Annotated in this window: 13 protein-coding genes; 6 read left to right on the top strand and 7 right to left on the bottom strand. The window is 58.6% G+C overall.

All coding sequences use genetic code 11. The features are described from left to right. The 3 genes from GHN92_RS23835 to GHN92_RS09640 all read left to right on the top strand — a co-directional run. The coding region (locus GHN92_RS23835; protein WP_178102615.1) for a hypothetical protein at nucleotides 1-936 on the top strand (936 nt) is incomplete at its 5' end. 99 nt (nucleotides 937-1,035) lie between these two features. Further along, nucleotides 1,036-2,208 carry an acyl-CoA dehydrogenase family protein gene (locus GHN92_RS09645; RefSeq protein ID WP_153379965.1) on the top strand — a complete coding sequence of 391 codons (1,173 nt, stop codon included), beginning with the start codon at nucleotides 1,036-1,038 and terminating at the stop codon, nucleotides 2,206-2,208. Next, entirely contained in the window at nucleotides 2,205-3,389 is a 1,185-nt protein-coding gene (locus GHN92_RS09640; RefSeq protein WP_153379963.1) for an acyl-CoA dehydrogenase family protein, read from the top strand. The genes GHN92_RS09645 and GHN92_RS09640 overlap by 4 nt, the downstream gene beginning before the upstream one ends. A 72-nt stretch (nucleotides 3,390-3,461) precedes the next feature. On the opposite strand, the gene GHN92_RS09635 is transcribed toward GHN92_RS09640, so the two are convergent. The 4 genes from GHN92_RS09635 to GHN92_RS09620 form a co-directional block, all read right to left on the bottom strand. Next, nucleotides 3,462-5,075: a DUF1302 domain-containing protein gene (locus tag GHN92_RS09635; RefSeq protein WP_095002404.1), complete on the bottom strand. Its 1,614-nt coding sequence runs from the start codon at nucleotides 5,073-5,075 to the stop codon at nucleotides 3,462-3,464. Nucleotides 5,076-5,164: 89 nt separating this feature from the next. After that, nucleotides 5,165-6,547, bottom strand: coding sequence for a DUF1329 domain-containing protein (locus GHN92_RS09630; RefSeq protein WP_095002403.1), 1,383 nt, complete (start codon nucleotides 6,545-6,547; stop codon nucleotides 5,165-5,167). Between the two features lie 139 nt (nucleotides 6,548-6,686). Beyond that, nucleotides 6,687-9,065: an RND family transporter gene (locus tag GHN92_RS09625; RefSeq protein ID WP_153379961.1), complete on the bottom strand. Its 2,379-nt coding sequence runs from the start codon at nucleotides 9,063-9,065 to the stop codon at nucleotides 6,687-6,689. 879 nt (nucleotides 9,066-9,944) lie between these two features. Continuing rightward, on the bottom strand, nucleotides 9,945-10,415 hold the full coding sequence (locus tag GHN92_RS09620; RefSeq protein WP_153379959.1) for a hypothetical protein: 471 nt from the start codon (nucleotides 10,413-10,415) through the stop codon (nucleotides 9,945-9,947). A 373-nt stretch (nucleotides 10,416-10,788) separates the two neighbouring features. Here GHN92_RS09620 and GHN92_RS09615 point away from each other — a divergent pair, with 373 nt between their 5' ends. Then, complete coding sequence (locus GHN92_RS09615) at nucleotides 10,789-11,022, top strand: hypothetical protein (RefSeq protein ID WP_095002400.1); 234 nt, start codon at nucleotides 10,789-10,791, stop codon at nucleotides 11,020-11,022. Nucleotides 11,023-11,031: 9 nt separating this feature from the next. Here the strand turns inward: GHN92_RS09615 and GHN92_RS09610 are convergent, their stop codons facing one another. The 3 genes from GHN92_RS09610 to GHN92_RS09600 all read right to left on the bottom strand — a co-directional run bounded on the left by GHN92_RS09610 (nucleotide 11,032) and on the right by GHN92_RS09600 (nucleotide 13,317). Next, nucleotides 11,032-11,250: a hypothetical protein gene (locus GHN92_RS09610; protein WP_095018859.1), complete on the bottom strand. Its 219-nt coding sequence runs from the start codon at nucleotides 11,248-11,250 to the stop codon at nucleotides 11,032-11,034. Nucleotides 11,251-11,381: 131 nt separating this feature from the next. Further along, nucleotides 11,382-12,716 (bottom strand): phospholipase effector Tle1 domain-containing protein, encoded by a 1,335-nt coding sequence (locus GHN92_RS09605; RefSeq protein ID WP_095002398.1) that lies wholly within the window; start codon nucleotides 12,714-12,716, stop codon nucleotides 11,382-11,384. Nucleotides 12,717-12,912: 196 nt separating this feature from the next. Then, complete coding sequence (locus GHN92_RS09600) at nucleotides 12,913-13,317, bottom strand: TraR/DksA family transcriptional regulator (RefSeq protein ID WP_016780464.1); 405 nt, start codon at nucleotides 13,315-13,317, stop codon at nucleotides 12,913-12,915. Nucleotides 13,318-14,028: 711 nt separating this feature from the next. Here GHN92_RS09600 and GHN92_RS09595 point away from each other — a divergent pair. Further along, the gene (locus GHN92_RS09595) at nucleotides 14,029-14,745 is read left to right on the top strand and encodes an HPP family protein (RefSeq protein ID WP_095021212.1); all 717 of its coding nucleotides are present in this window, start codon (nucleotides 14,029-14,031) and stop codon (nucleotides 14,743-14,745) included. Nucleotides 14,746-14,887: 142 nt separating this feature from the next. After that, complete coding sequence (locus tag GHN92_RS09590) at nucleotides 14,888-15,964, top strand: GGDEF domain-containing protein (protein ID WP_095002396.1); 1,077 nt, start codon at nucleotides 14,888-14,890, stop codon at nucleotides 15,962-15,964. The last annotated feature ends 82 nt before the right edge of the window (nucleotides 15,965-16,046 follow it).

The following is a 16,046-nucleotide window of genomic DNA, read 5'->3' as shown; positions in this document are numbered from 1 at the left end:
AGGAAGCCTTGGCTATGCGGCATGATGCTCCGGCTTCAATTCAATAACCGTGTTGCACTCAGCTCCTGCAACCGCCCATCTATCGAACCACAGAACATCCATACCTTGGTACCCAATGCAAGCAGCTGGTCGGATGGTCTCAATAAATTATGGGTGGGCGGTTATTTATGGCGGGGGGCTGGCACATGCATTGGTGCGACGACATTCGTCGCTAACTGGTTCGGAATCCCGATCTACTGGACAACACCTGTTTCCGGAGCAACCTGTAGTAGAGCAGCACTGTACGACATCCCCAACTTCACTTATCGAACCCTGGACTTCTCTTATGAAATGAAGACGCCCAACCCACTCGGAATGTCATCGGGTGATTATAATGGTGAAATCAACTATACCGTGGGGCCTTACCAAGACATTGACATGGGAGACAATATGCTCCCCAGCGACAATATACTCACGATCAAATTCCTGCTTAATGTCCAGCACACCCTTAAAGTGGATACTCCACCCGGCGGCAATAAAGTAGAACTGACACCCAAGGGTAGTTGGCAAGAATGGATGCAAAATGGCCGCACGCCCGAGAAACTTTTTCGGGATCAGCCTTTCATGATTTCTGCCAGCTCACGTTTCAAGATGCAACTGGCCTGTGACCGGTTGGTAGGCGATACCTGCGCAATCAGCAATACCAGCAGCGGCCACGCAGTTCCAGTCGATGTTCTGGTCAGCATGCCCAATGGCATCGGCAATGATGATGACTCCTCGGTTTCTCGAGAACCCCTGAGGGCTTCAACTGGACTGCTGTTCAAGTCCACGCACTATGTCGATAACAAGCCATCCATGCTGCATTTTGAAATACAAAGGCAGCATGTCCTGCAGATGTTGTCCGAGCAAGGCAAGTATTCCGGGAATATCACGGTAGTCTGGGACTCCGAAATCTGACTCGGGCTAATCAAACGGACTAGTCCGGCTCAGGGATTGCACCCGTGCTGCGCGCTTTCATGCTGGCGCCTTGATCCGTATTTTTACGACGAGGCCCATATGGAGCTTGCCCTGACAGACGAACAGCGAATGATTCAGGCATCCGCCGAACGTTTTTTGAACCAAGTGGCCAGCTCCGCTGCGGTGCGCACGGCCATGACCAGCGATCAGGGGTACGACACCGATACCTGGGCGCGAATGGCCAGGGAGCTGTATTGGCCCGCACTGGCGATCCCCGAGGCCTATGGAGGTCTTGGCCTGGGCTTTGTCGAAGTCAGTCTGCTCCAGGAACAGCTCGGGCGCTGCCTGCTGCCCACACCATTCTTTGCAACCTGCTGCCTGGCCACCCCTGCCTTGCTGCTCAGTCGCAATGAAGCACTCAAGGAACGCTGGCTGCCGTTGATTGCCGCCGGTGAGATTCGCGCCAGCCTCGCCTACACCAGCGCGCCTCGCTGGGACGACAGCGGTGTGCAGGTGTATGCGCAGAGCCATGCGGGGGGGTATCGCCTCAATGGCGAGTATCACTATGTGATCGATGGTAGCGATTGCCAGCTGTTGATCATTGCCGCACGCACGCCGGGCAGCGTCGGCGAAGCCGGTATCCGCCTGTTTGCACTGCCTGCCGATACTCCCGGGATTGTTTGCCAGTGGCAACCGACACTGGATCAGACCCGCCGCCTGGCTACCATCACCCTGAACGATGTAGTCGTCCACGACGATCAGTTGCTCAGCGAACCCGGGCAAGGCTGGCCGATGCTGCGCGATGTGCTGCAGATAGCCTGTGTTGGCCTGGCGGCCGAGCAGACCGGTGGCGCACAGCAGTCGCTGGACATCACTCTGGCCTATATCAGCGGCCGCGAACAATTTGGTCGCACTATCGCCAGTTTCCAGGCCATCAAGCACCGCTGTGCCGATTTGATGCTGGCCATCGAATGCGCGCGCTCGGCCAGTTACTACGCTGCCTGCATTGCCGCCGAGTGCCTGAATATCGATGGTGATCCGCGTATCCGTGAGCAACTTGGGGAAGCCGCGGCCACTGCGAAAATTTTTGCCAGCGAAGGCTTTTTCCTGTGTGCCGCCGAGTCCATCCAGTTGCACGGTGGCGTGGGTTTTACCTGGGAATACGACCCGCATCTGTATTTCAAGCGAGCCCGGGCCAGTGAGCAGATGCTCGGCACCCCGGCGTTTCATCGCGAGCAATTGGCCCGGCAGATTTTCGGAGAGTGCACATGAATATCGGTTTTGGCGCAGCAGATGAGCAGTTTCGCCAACAGGTTGCGCAGTGGATGCAGCAGCACCTGAGCGGTGACTTTGCAGCTTTGCGCTTTCGCGGTGGCCCGGGGGATGAGGACTTTGCTCCAGGGTTGCGCAAGCGCTGGGAACAGGTCTTGGCCCAAGGCCACTGGGTGGGTGCTGGCTGGGCCACCGAGCATGGCGGCCGTGGCTTGAGCATCAGCCAGCAAGTGATCTTTTTCGAAGAGTACGCAAGGGCGGGCGGCCCGGGACGTATGGGCCATATCGGCGAAGGGCTGGTAGGGCCGACGATTGCGGCCTTTGGCAGCCAGGAACAGCAGCAACGTTTTTTGCCGCCGATACTGGCGGGCCAGCACTTTTGGTGTCAGGGCTACTCCGAACCGGGTGCCGGGTCGGACCTGGCCAATATAAAGACCCGCGCCAGTTTCGATGAAGACCGCGGGCAATGGTTGATCAGCGGGCAAAAGGTCTGGACCTCACTGGCTCATGAATCGGACTGGTGCTTTGTGCTGGCACGTACCGAGCCGGGAAGTGTTGGCCATCGCGGCCTGTCGTTCTTGCTGGTGGAGATGGACCAGCCGGGTATACGGGTACAGCCGATCCGGCAATTGACCGGTACCAGTGAATTCAACGAGGTTTTTTTTGATCAGGCGCGGGCTTCGGCAGACAACCTGATCGGCCAACCGGGTGATGGCTGGAAAATCGCCATGGCGCTGCTGGGGTTTGAACGCGGGGTATCGACCCTGGGCCAGCAAATGCAGTTTCAGAATGAGTTGGACGAAGTGGTGCGTATTGCCAAGGCCAATGGTGCGGCGCAAGACCCGGTGCTGCGCCAGCGCATCGCACAGGCCTGGAGCGGCTTGCGGGTGTTGCGCTACAACTCGTTGCGCATGTTGTCCGGGGTACAGGATGGCAGCCTGCGGCCTGAAGCGACGATCTACAAACTGGCCTGGTCGACCTGGCATGTGGCCCTGGGCAAGCTGGCGATGGACGTACTGGGGCCAGAGGCCGAGTTGCTGGCCGGGGCGCCTTATGAGCTGACACGGTTGCAGGCGCTATTTCTGTTTACCCGTGCGGATACCCTTTATGGCGGCAGTAATGAGATTCAGCGCAATATCATTGCCGAACGAGCGCTGGGGATGCCGCGGGAGGCCCGGTAGACGGGCTGAGAATCACAAGCCCTCTCATCCCGCCCCTCTCCCTCCGGGAGAGGGTTGCCGTGAGGGCCCGGGTCAAAAGGTGTACTTGCCATTGAACGACAGGTAATCCCGATCCGCCATTGTCCGTCCCTGGGCAATATCGGCCGAACTCAAATACGCCACATAAGTCAGCCCCAGCTGAAAGTTGCCCAGGTACTTGAAATCACCACCCACTGTCAGACGCTTTTCAGCACGGCCCAACCCCGAATAGGCACTGCCGTCAATGTTCTGGGTCCAGGTGGCCTTGGTGGTCAAGTCCCAGCCGTTGAATACGCTGGGGTGATCGAAATAGGCGCCGATCCCCAACAGGCTTGAACCCCGTGTTTGACCGTCATACACATATTTATTGAAAGTCCCGTCCGTGCCCGCCCCGCCACCGCTAATGGTCAGGTCATCCACGCCCTGGATGCGCTGGTGCACCACCTCGGTCATCAGGGTGGTCTGCTGCGCCATAAACGTCGGCCCGATCATGTACACGGCATTCAGGTTTCCCTGCCACACCTGCCCCCGCGCCGGCGCACCGTTGCTCAGGTACACCGCCGCGCCGTCGCGATAGCTCAGGTCACCGGCGAATTGCACCGAATCACCGGCTTTGGTGGTGAAACTGATGCCGGTGAGCTTGATGTTGTCAAAGTAACCCAGCTGGTAACTCGGGCCATTGCCGTTGCCACCCACTTTGTTCAGGGATGAGTAATGGGTCTGCCCGGTAAAGTCGAAGAACAGTGCCGGGACGCGGTCGTGATAACGGTAATGAAACAGGCCGACCTCGGTGTTTTGCGTCACCCGGTATCGGGTGCCCAGACCCCACTCGCCGCTGTCGCCCGGTTTGACCGAGCCGCCGTAGCCGACTGCGGCCCCGTTGGGCAGGTGGTCGACGATGCCCGGGGCGAGCCGGAAGAACTCGGCCCCCGGGCCAAAGGTATCGCTGCCAAAGTAGTCGCCCACGGGGTTGAGCTGGGTTTCTTCCCACTTGTACTGGTAGAACCCGAGCAGGGTCAGGTCTTCGTTCACCGACCACGCGCCCGATATCTGCCCCACCGGCAAGTAGGCATCCTTGGCTTCGGTGCCGGGCACGTTGAACTTGGTCGAATCCACCGGTGCCTGGCCTTGGCTGATGTTGGGCCAGAACAGGCTCTCGCCCCAGGCCACCAGATGCCGCCCGGCCTTTAGTGACAGGTACTGGTCGTCATTGACGGTAAAGTCGCCATACACATAAGCATCCAGCAGCCGCGCCTTGCTGCCGCTGAGTTTGCGCGTGTCCTGGCTGAAGTCGTTGTAGCGTCCGGTCTTGTTCACCGTGTCCGGTGAGTCGTTGTCGTTGCGCTGGTGGTAGACCTCGTCATAGAAATGACTGCCGCGCACCACGGCGCCGAGGTTGTCGTGCTTGAGCATCAACTCGCCAAATACGCTGACCCGGTTGTTGATCAGCGAGCCGCGCTTGAAGTTGCGCGTGGCATCATCGTAGTTGATGTTGTTCAGGTATTCGTGATCCGGTTTTGCGGTACGCATCGAGGCCGTGTAGTTGACGGTCAGGGAAGAGTCGAGGGTGGTGTTTTCGCCCAGCTCGAGGGTAGGTGCCGCCAGGGCCAGACCGCTCAGCCCCGACAATAAACCGGTCCCGACAACACGCGTGTATTGCTTGAACATGCCTTGCTCCTTGTTATTGTTGTTTTGCTCCGCCCGGCCACCTGCGCACAGGCAGGGCCCGTGGCAGACAGCAGGATGGCGTCAGGGCGTTACTTGCCGGCCCGACGTGCCGCTTCGGGGCCAAAATCGCCAGCAGCAAAACCGCCTTTGTTCAGCACATAGCCGTTGCGTTGTTCGTTGATCAGGTTGAAGGCCAGATAACTGCCAGCGTTCAGGTCGTGATACAGGCCAACACCGGCCTGCCAGGTTTGCGTTTCCGGGGCATAGAAGTAATTGACCATCGAGGTGCGCCACAACTCGCCGCGGTTGTCGTAGTTGTCACCCATGATCGGGAACCAGCTGTCTTCGTCGATATACAGCGTGCGCTTGCCGTACAGATGGCGGTTACCCGGCTTGAGCACACCTTCGAGCACCCACACGCGATGCAGTTCGTAACGCATGTTGTCGGGGTTGATATGACCGGGAGTGAGCATGCTCGCGTACTTCAGGTCACCGGCGTGCAGGCGCGCAGTGTTGTAAGGGATATACAGCTCTTTTTTACCGACGATGTTCCAGTTATAGCGCTGGGCCGAGCCGTTGAAGATGCGTACTTCGTCGACGGTGATCGAACCGCCGGAGCCCGGAAAGGCCATGTCAAAACCGTAACCCGGCGACTGCCGCACACGCCGCGTACCCGGATCGTAGCGCCAGCTCTGGCGCGGCTCGGTCTTGTCGTTCCAGTACTCGGTACCGGTGTTGATTTCACCCTTGTCGCGCTGTGGCAGCAGGGTTTCGTTAAGGTAGAAAGACGAATTGCCCACCGTGTCGCCAATCTTGCCCGGCTCCAGCCCCGGCGCCATATTGCGCGAGTGCACGCGGCCCCAGTTGATATTGCCGTCCTTGAGCACATAGGCGTTATCCGAGGTGTATTCCTCGGTCCAGGCACGCACGGTAAACAGCGAGGCATTTTTCAGCAGTTCAATACCGTTTTGCGGAATGGGAAATGCCACGCCGCCAGTGCGGGCAACCACGCCTTCGCCGTCGTCGACCAGTTTGGCGACCGAGGCATTTTCCAGGGTGGCCTTGCACACCGTGTCAGAAAAACGAAAGTCACGGTGCGAAGGGTAAACCGGCATGCGGAATGTTTGCGGATAGAGTTTGAACAGGGCCTTTTGCCCCTCGGACAAGTGCCCGTCGTACTGACTGAGGTTTTGCGCGGTGATCACAAACAGCGGCTTTTCGTTGGGGTAAGGGTCTACGGGATGCTTGCCCGTGCCCTCGAATTTCATCCCCGGTGCCGCGCCCAGCCATTGGCCGCCAAAAGCAGGGATGGTGCCTGCGGCGTTGCCCGCCTTTTCGGCGCCGACACAGGTCAGGTCCTTGCCCAGCCGGGTGATCTGGTCGGCAGGGGCCTGGGCCAGCGCCAGAGCGCTGTAACCCTGCAATGCCAGGGCAACTGACAGCCAGCCGCCCATATGGGTGATGCGTCCCATGGAGTTCTCCTTTTTATTGGTCATGCACATTTACTGGTGGGAGCGGGCGTGCCCGCGATTGGATCGACGTGGTCTGGCTGATACATCGCGGCGCCTGAATCGCGAGCAAGCCCGCTCCCACCTGAAACCTGGCGCCCACTCACGCTCTGGCTGATTGCGCAATCGTGAGCATCGCGGGTTCCACCAGCGGCTTGCCCAGGTTGAACCACGCAGCCAGTGCCGGCAGCAGGAAGATCGCCCCCAGCACGTTGACCATAAACATGAAGGCCAACAGCACACCCATGTCGGCCTGGAACTTGAGGGGCGCAAATACCCAGGTGCACACCCCCAGCGACATGGTCAGCGCGGTAAACACCGCCGCCGTGCCGCGCTGGCACATGGCGCGGTAGAAGGCTTCGCGCAGGTCATGCCCCGCGGCCATCTCATGCTCGATGCGCTCGTACAGATAGATGCCGTAGTCCACCCCTACCCCCACACCCAGCGCCATTACCGGCAAGGTCGCGACCTTGAGGCCAATACCCAGCAGGGCCATCAGTGCATTGCACAGCACCGCGACAATCGCCAAGGGCACCAGAATGCACAGCACTGCGCGCACCGAGCGAAAGGTCAGCAGGCAGAACAGCGCCACCGACACAAACAACGCCGCCAGCATCACCACTTCGGTCTGCTTGACCGCTTCATTAGACGCCGCCATCACGCCGATATTGCCCCCCGCCAGCTTGAACTCCACCCCCGGCACGGCAATCGCAGCGATAATGCGCCTGACCTCATCCAGCACATGGGCCACGGTGGCGCCTTCGTGGTCGGTCAGGAACACCAGGATCTGCATTTTCTGGCAGCCGTCCGTCACCAGCCCCGAGTCCGGTGAATAGGCGTAGGCGCCCTGTTGCAAGCCCTGGGCGGAACCGGGGATGGCCGCCCAGCGCGGGTTGCCTTCGTTGTTGCCGGCAATCACCTGCTTGCTCATCCCCGCTACGCTCTGCACCGATTGCACGCCGCGGACTTCACGCATCTTGAAGTCGAATGTTTCCACCGCTCGCATGACGGCCGGGTCCAGGCAGGCTTCACTGCGATCGCGAATGGTCAGAAACACCGAAAGCACATCCAGGCCGATGGCGTAACTGCTGATGATTTTCTGGTTGTCCTGGTTGTAGCGCGAGTCGGCCCGCAGCTCCGGCGCGCCGGTGCCGATATCACCAGTGGCCAGTTCGCGGGCCTTGATCGCGCCTGCCGCCAGCAGCAGCAGGCTCAGGGCAAACACCCAGAGTGCCGGTCCCGGTGTGGCCAGCGCCGACAATCGCCACCACAGGGGGTGACGCGAGCTGGCAATGCGCGCCCTGACCGTCATCAGGTGCGGCTCGAGTTGCAGATGGGCGATGAGCAGCGGCAGAACGATTTTGTTGGTGATGATCATCAGCATCACACCGATACAGGCCGTGACGCCCAGCTCGTGGACGATGGGGATATCGATCAGCATGATCACCCCGAAACCCAGGGCGTTCATCAATAACGCCAGCGCACCGGGAATGAAAATCTTGCTGAACGCCACCTTGGCCGCACTCACCGAATCACTCCCGGCGAGCACTTCCTGCTTCCAGGCGTTGGTCATTTGCACGGCGTGGGACACACCGATGGAGAAGATCAGGAACGGCACCAGAATCGACATCGGGTCGATACCCAGGCCCAGCAACGGCAGCAGGCCAAGCAACCAGATCACCGGCAGCAAGGCGACAAACAGCGCCACCAGGGTCAGGCGCAACGAGCGTGAATACAACCACAGCAGCGCAGCGGTGATCAGAAATGCGATGGCAAAAAAGCCCATCACCGTGTTCAGCCCTTCGACCACGTCGCCGACCAGTTTGGCAAAGCCCACGATATTGATTTCGATATCGTCGCTGGCGTATTTGGCGCGGATGTCTTCCAGGCCACGGGCAATTTGTATGTAGCTTACGGGCTGGCCGGTCTTCGGATCGATGTCCTGCAGGTCAGCGCGCACCAGCGCGGATTTGAGGTCATTGGCCAGCAGCCGGCCGATCTGCCCGGAGCGTGCGGCATTACTGCGTACCTGTTGCAAATCTGCGGGGGTGGCGGCGTATTGCGGCGGCACCACCAGATCACCGACATAGCCGTCTTCAGTGATTTCGATATAGCGCACGTTGGGGGTAAACAGCGAGGTGACGCTGGGGCGGCTGAACCCGGAGAGATAAAACACGTCATCGGTGACGTTTTGCAGGGTCTGGAGGAACTCGGGGTTATAGATATCCCCCTCGCCTTTCCAGTGCACGCTGACCAGCAGGCGATTGGCGCCGGTAAAGATACGGCTGAAGTCCAGGAAGTTGATCATGTAGGCATGGCGCACCGGTATCTGCTTGTTGAAACCGGGGTCGAGGCGAACCTGGGTGGCGCTGTAGCCCAAGGCCAGGGTGAGCAACAGAAAAAAGCCGAGCAAGGCTTTGCGCCGGGCCATCAACTGCTCGGCGCAGCGTTGCACAGCCGATGACAAGACAAAAGCGCCCATGCTCGCGGTCCCTCGCACACTGGTTGAAAGTGATCGCGATAATCAGACGGGGCCGGGCCTTGAACATCGTCCGTAAGGGTTAGGCTGTTTGAGGGATGGGGTAACTGTCCCTGTAGCTGCCGAGGAACGAAGGCTGCTGCTACAGGAACACTGCAACTGTGGGAGCGAGCCTGCTCGCGAAGGTCGTTCGCGAGCAGGCTCGCTCCCACAATAGGGCTTGACCTGCAACAGATTATCTACAGAGATTGCGCAGTACACGCGAACCGAACAGGCCGGTCGGCCGCCTCGGGGCGCAGTGTTTTTGATCTGCCAGCCCTCCCGGGAGGCCGAGAGGAGGTGCTGAGGAGTGGGTCGACCGGCATGGATACCGGGAGAGCCGCGACGGGGCCATGAATGGCCCGTGGCGGCGTGCCCACGGAGCAGGTCCGGAGCGAGGGAACCTGAGCGCAGCGAAGGCCGTACGATGGGGCGAGGACCTTTTGGTTCCTTTTGGATCCTTCCAAAAGGGACTCGACGTAAGGTCGAAACCATAGTCTCAGTTAGACACAAATGCCGGATATGTACTCAACGTATCAGTTAAACAAACAAGATCAAGCAGGCCTCAACCGTCACGCAGCAATTGACAAACCTGTACGAAAAATCCCGAAAAACGTGAGCTGGCAGTCTCTGGAGAGACTCTGTTGCAGCTCGCTCCCACAGTTGCAGTGATTCTGTAGCTGCTGGCGTAGGAACGAGGCTGCGTTGTGCTGCGCAGCAGCCCCAAAACAGGCACTGCGTTCTGCCAGTCAAACCCGGCTCACCGGGTTTACGACGGCTTCGCCGCCGGACGTAGCCTCGTTCTACTCGTCAACTGCAACAGGTGTTTTGCTCAGGTTTCGGTCACTCTTTGCTGGCCTTGAACGCCAGCTCGCCCTTGGGCCATTTGGCCGCTTTGGCGGTCACTGCCTTGAGGGTCTTGCTCAGGCCTTCCTTGAGCTGCTCCTGGGCTGCGAAGATCAGCATCACGGACTGACCTTCCTTGAACACGATACCTTCGCCCAGAGGCGAGCTGACATAGGCGTAGTCACCGATGCCGTAGATCGTCATTTTGATATCGCGAAATTTGATTTCGAACTTGCCACCTTCGCGGCTGGGCAAGACTGCTGCGCGAAAATGATCACCGACCTTGAGCCCCAGACCTGGCTTGTCATCTACCACCAGCGCTGATTCAGTATCGATTTCAGCGATGTAAATACCTTCAGCGTTCTGCTCGGTAACGTACACAAAGCGGGACTGGAACAGTTTGACCAAACGTGCCCGCAAATCACCCAGAACAAACAACGCATGCATTTCCAGATTGCTGACTGCCAACGAAAAACCCTCGAAAACGTGAAGTGGCGCTACCAGAACAAATAACAGGCAGCAGAAAAAAGGCCTCAGCCCACTTATTAAAAAACCGGGTACAGCAAAATCTCCTGGCTGATGGGGCAAGGAGTGGCATGTGACATCAAGACTAAAAATACGACAGGACCACCATTCTACCGGCTCATGCCCGAAGTTGGGTATACACATCCACTTCTCAGTCAGGGAATCCGTAAATTTTTCTTGATTGAGGCCCGGTTCTACAGGGCTTTCGTCGTTAACTGCGCCGCTGGCTGTCAACAACTGCCATACTGGCCGAAAAATCAGCCTGGCCCATGCCGCCGGGTTGTCCGGCTTCATTACCTCGAAGGGAAAGCGACACGTGACGGAATTTGATATTGGCGAATTTTTTATCCGCGGCGAGTCCAAAGAAGTCGATGGTGAGTTTCAGGCCGTGATCGTGATGCGCGCCAAGCCACCGTTGAAAACCGTGACTTACCATCAGGTCGAGAAAGACCGCTGGTTCAAGACCGCCGAGCAGGCTGAAATTGCCGCCAGGGGTTCGGCGCAGGAATTGAAGCTCGCAGTGGACGCAGGCGCCCTGAACGCATCTTGACGTAACCCGTCAAGCACGCTGAGCCCGAGCCTGCATTGCGCACGCGCCAGCGCTCAGCTGCGCCAGCCAGGCAGCGCGACACTCTTCAGCTTCCATGCGGCTGGAGAACGCCGTCCCGCGTTGCTCGCCGTTGACCAGCACAACCCAGCAGGCCTTCTGCCCCGTGGCCCGCAACCCCTTGGGGACACCCGAGCCGATCATCACGGCAACATCTACCCGATTGGACATGGTGGATACTCCAACTATTTAGTTAGTCACCTAACGATGTCGGCCATCTTAAAGAGTTAAGGACGCTGGAAAAAGCTATGCCCTGCATAGCTGCATTGCATCAGCGGTAACAATATCCCCTGCATGCGGGCTCAAACCGGCGGTTTTTGCTCGAAAACATTGCGCCCGCCCTCTTGGGCAATATTGAAAAACGCCTTGTCGAGTACCCCTAGCCCCTGGCCCACATTGGCATTGAAATTGGCCGATTGATGAACGTAGCGCTGACGCAACAAGCGCTCCTGGGCAGGGGTGAGCTTGATTGTACTTTTCAGTACCTGCGCTTCGAGCCTTGCAGCGATGGGCAACAGTTCATCAGGCAAGGCATCCTGGGCACTGTTCAAGGCGGCAAAGGGCACACCCTGTTTGCATGCCAGCGAATGCATGATGCGCAGATACACACGGGAAAGATGACCCAGCACCCGGCGCTGCATAAAGACGGCGGCCTGGACGCGCTTCATCGGGTCCTGGCGGCTGCCGGCCTTCTGCTCTTCGGTGCGCACTTGCACGAAGTCCTGCTCAGCGAGCGGATCAATCAAATCCCTGGCTTGCCAGTCCAGCAACTGCGCCTGGGCCAGCTTCCAGGCACTGGTCAGCCTGATGGGTGTGGACGGGCTGACCAGATTGCTCTGCCAGCGCGTCAACTGCACCTGCTCTTGCATCTCGACCGGATAACCGCCGCCAAGATCGGCATGGACTCCGGGCAGGGATACATCCAGCGGCCACTGCGGGGCAATGCGGGTCAGGGAAAAATTGCGTCGCTGCTCATCCCGTGCGCACAGCTGAACCACCTGTTGCGCGCAGTCAGGCCCCAGATACAGATTGAGCCCCGGATTGATGTCATCCCCCACATCACCCAGGTCCTCCAGCCCGCCCATGGCTGCAACAGTATCGAAGAGCCCGATAAACTCTATGCTGCACTTGAAGTCAGAAGCCAGCGCAAACTGCTGCGTGAAGGCCGTGGCATGCACCTGGTTGGCAAAGTGGCGGGCTGCGGCAGCGCCGCGGCTGAAGCCAAAAAGGTCAAGTTGCAGACGGCTCAGGGCATTGGCGGGAGCCAGCCGTAGAAATTGCGCCAGACATTGGCTCAGTTGCTCCAGGGCCTCATCGGCCTTGCCCAGCACCCCGGTGCGACCACGGCCATAGGTCAGGCCCGGGAAGGAGGTATCAACTGCCCCTGTGGTTGTGCCAATACCGCCGACGTAGAGCGAAGTCAGCGCCTGTGCATCCTTGAACGTCGTTTGCACAGGGTAGTGCCGGTGCAGGCGGGCGATATTGGTGGGTTCACCGGCATAACTGCTGCCGGGTTCGACCTTGAGGCCCCGGGCCTGGCGCTCGCGGCCCGAGAGGATATTGAACTGGTTATTGGCCGTGCCATCAAAAAAAATACCGACACGCAATACATACCCCGTATTGCTTGAGTGACTCATGACACTGGCCCTCGTTCTTTTCAGCTTCGCGTGGAAACGCCGTGCCAAATATAAAGGGGCATGACCAAAACACTCAGCTCAACGTCAGGTTTAAATTTTTACGGGGAATTACAACAGAGGCCAGGGCGACAGCGCGGACGGCTGCGCAGCCCAAGCTACCGGAACCGCAGGACACGGCTCCGGCAAGGTCAAGCCTTCAGGCTTGACGCTGATGCTTGTCGATTTGCTCGTGACGCTCTTGAGCTTCGATGCAGTACTTGGTGGTAGGGCTGATCAGCAGGCGCTTGAGGCCAATTGCATCGCCACTGTCATCACACCAGCCGAAGCTGTCATCCTTGATACGTTCCAGCGCCTGTTCGAGCTGGGGCAGCATGCGCTGATCACGGTCGATGGCGTTCACCAGCCAGGTGCGCTCTTCTTCAACCGAAGCAGCGTCGGCCGGGTCAGCCGGAGTGTCCAGGCTCTCGATCGCGATGCGGTTCTGCTCGATACGCTCGTGGGTTTCGACCTTCATGTTTTGCAGCAACTCGCTGAAAAAAGCATGTTGCTCGGCATTCATGTAGTCATCCGCCGGCATGGCCAGCAACTTATCCTTTGTCATTGATTTCTCTATAAAAAATACGTGCATTAAGGCGAATTAGGGAGCGTTCTGACCGATCTTCATCCCAACCAGTTAGGTGCCATCTATTTCAAGCGCCACCCGGCACTCAATTTACGAGGGGCGGCAGTCTAAGGCCGAGTTATCGACTCAGCAACTGAAAACACACCTATTTGTCCAGCAAAACCTGGAAAGTGACGAAAAACGTGCTCAGCGGGGCTAATGGAGTGCGTTTATAGCAAGAAATTCAATGCGCAGGCTGAAAATCCCCTACCAGGTGCGATGACCCACAGCTGGTGGGTCATCTCTATATTGTTAAGGGCGAGACCCGCGCACCCGAACCGGGCACGCCGATAAAACCGCGAAATGCCCTGCTCGTAATAAAAGAACCACTGGCCAATACAGCCCTGCCGTGTGCAACCAGATCGAGCGACGTTTAGTAAGCAATGGGGTGCATGAGCGCGTATTGGGCCAACTTTTCATGGCTGGCTCGCCCGGGAAACCGGACAGCCATGCCCAGGTAATGTTCCACCCCACCAAACATCAATTTAAATGCACTTAACCATCATTATTATGCATTTGCGTATTGGTTAACGGCTGGGCAGACTGCTCGCGTTCCTCCCCCAGATGAAGGAACATTTTCAAGGGCTTGCCGGTTAACCCGCCAGGCCCTTTTTTTACCTTCCTGCTCCACAAAACCGGATTTACCTGACCATGCAAACCCGCTGGATCAGCCGCCTATTGCCTGCGGCTACGAACACCCGCCCCACCGAATGGAGCCGTGCCGCCATTGGCGTGTCCCTTGGCACACTATTCAGTGTGTGGTTCTGCAGCCTGTTCTATGGCCTGCCCGTGGCCATGCACCTGATCGGCCCGTTGGGCGCTTCGGCCATTTTGCTGTTTGCCGTGTCCTCGGGTGCACTGGCGCAACCCTGGTCGATTGTCGGCGGCTATCTGTGCGCCACGGTCGTGTCGCTGGGGGTGGTGCATTTTCTTGGCCGCAGCCTCGACAGCGCGTGCCTGGCCGTAGGTCTGGCAATGATCAGCATGTGCCTGCTGCGCTGCCTGCACCCGCCTGCAGGTGCACTGGCGCTGCTGGTGGTACTGGCCGACCCGGACAGTGCCAGTCTTGGCTGGGGCATGCTTGCACCGGTGATGCTCGGAGCAGTGTGCATGCTGCTCGCGGCGCTGGCCTATAACAACCTGACCCGCGTGCGTTACCCGAAAAAACCGTCCGAGCCGAGCCCTGCGGCCAGCACCGATCAGGCACCGGTCAACCCGGGCATCAGTGCTGAAGATTTGCACCATGCGTTGCAGCAAATGGACGCATTTATCGACGTTACCCCCGAAGATCTCGAAGAGTTGATTCGAGCCAGCGAGCTGCATGCGCGCCGGCGCAGTATCGGTGAAGTGTTCAGCCAGAACGGTTGAGCCTGGGGCGCTGCCTGCCCTGCTTGCCCTGTATCGATAAGCGCCCAACTCCTGCTAGGGTTAACGAGGTAACCTGGGCGGCAGACATGCTTGAGTGCCTGATCACCCGGATTCCGCCATCCGACAGTGATCAAGGCTCGCAATGCTCAAAACCATTGAAAATGAGATCTCGAAACAGGCCGCCCCGCCCGCCTTGCAAGCTGAATTTGCCCAACATGATTTCGAAAAGCTGCGCAATTTTTGCAGCCTGACCTATATCACCAGCATTGCTATCTGGTTACTGTTCAACCTGATTGTCAGCACCAAGGGCGGCCAGGGGTTTACCGGCCTGTCCCTGCTGTTTATCAGCGTCATGGTGGGGTTGACCATTATTCTGGGCTTTGTCGGCAATTACCGGCACTTCGATGTACTCAATACGGTTTTCGTAGCCATCATCACACTCGGTTTGCGCCTGATCATTTTCGGCCTGCCAGCCGAGACCCAGCCGATCTGGCTGGCACTCGCCACCTCAAGCATTCTTTATAGCGCGTCGGTGCTGCCGCTCAGCCGCTGGGCGTTTCTCGCCGTTGCCGCCATCAGCTGTGTCACCCTCAACCCTTTCCTGATGGCCGATGTCTCGGTCATGGATCTGCGCGGCTTGCTGATCCTCTGCTACTTCACCTTTTTGTGCAGCCTGACCACCTACAGTTTTTTCAAGCTGCGCCGGATCAAGCTGCACAATTACACCATGTCCAAGTTACTGGTGGCCCAGGCCTACATCGATGCCCTGACCGAGATCCCCAACCGGCGCTCTTTCATGCTTCAGGCCGGGCATGTACTGCTGACCCGCCCCAGGGAGCACGACCACTATCTGGCGATGATCGATATCGACAATTTCAAGAAGGTCAACGACCAGTACGGCCATGATATTGGCGATGAGGTGCTCAAGCGTACGGCCGCCAGCATCAAGGCAGTGATGGCTGATTTTGCGTACGCACGCCTGGGTGGTGAGGAGTTTGCCGTGTACCTGCCCGGCGTGCGCCGCGAAGACGTCGAAGTACTGGCGCAGAGTCTGTGTCGCCGGGTGCGTGAAGATCCCGACGCACACCCAGTGACCATCAGTATCGGCCTGGCCCGGGTCGAAGAGGAAGACACCCTCAACCAGGCGCTGGCCAAGGCCGACAAGGCGCTGTACGGCTCCAAGCATGACGGCAAGGACAGGTTTACGTTTTATTCGTGAGCGGCTGGCAGATCGGGGGATATAGCGTAATTCGGCGAGCTGGCCGTATTGAGCCGGATCAAAAGCCCCTCACCCTGGCCCT

Source organism: Pseudomonas sp. FSL R10-2964, from assembly GCF_009600035.1.
Lineage (GTDB): Bacteria > Pseudomonadota > Gammaproteobacteria > Pseudomonadales > Pseudomonadaceae > Aquipseudomonas > Aquipseudomonas bubulae.
Note: the sequence above shows the minus strand (reverse complement) of the source record. Positions and strands in the feature narration are given on the sequence as shown.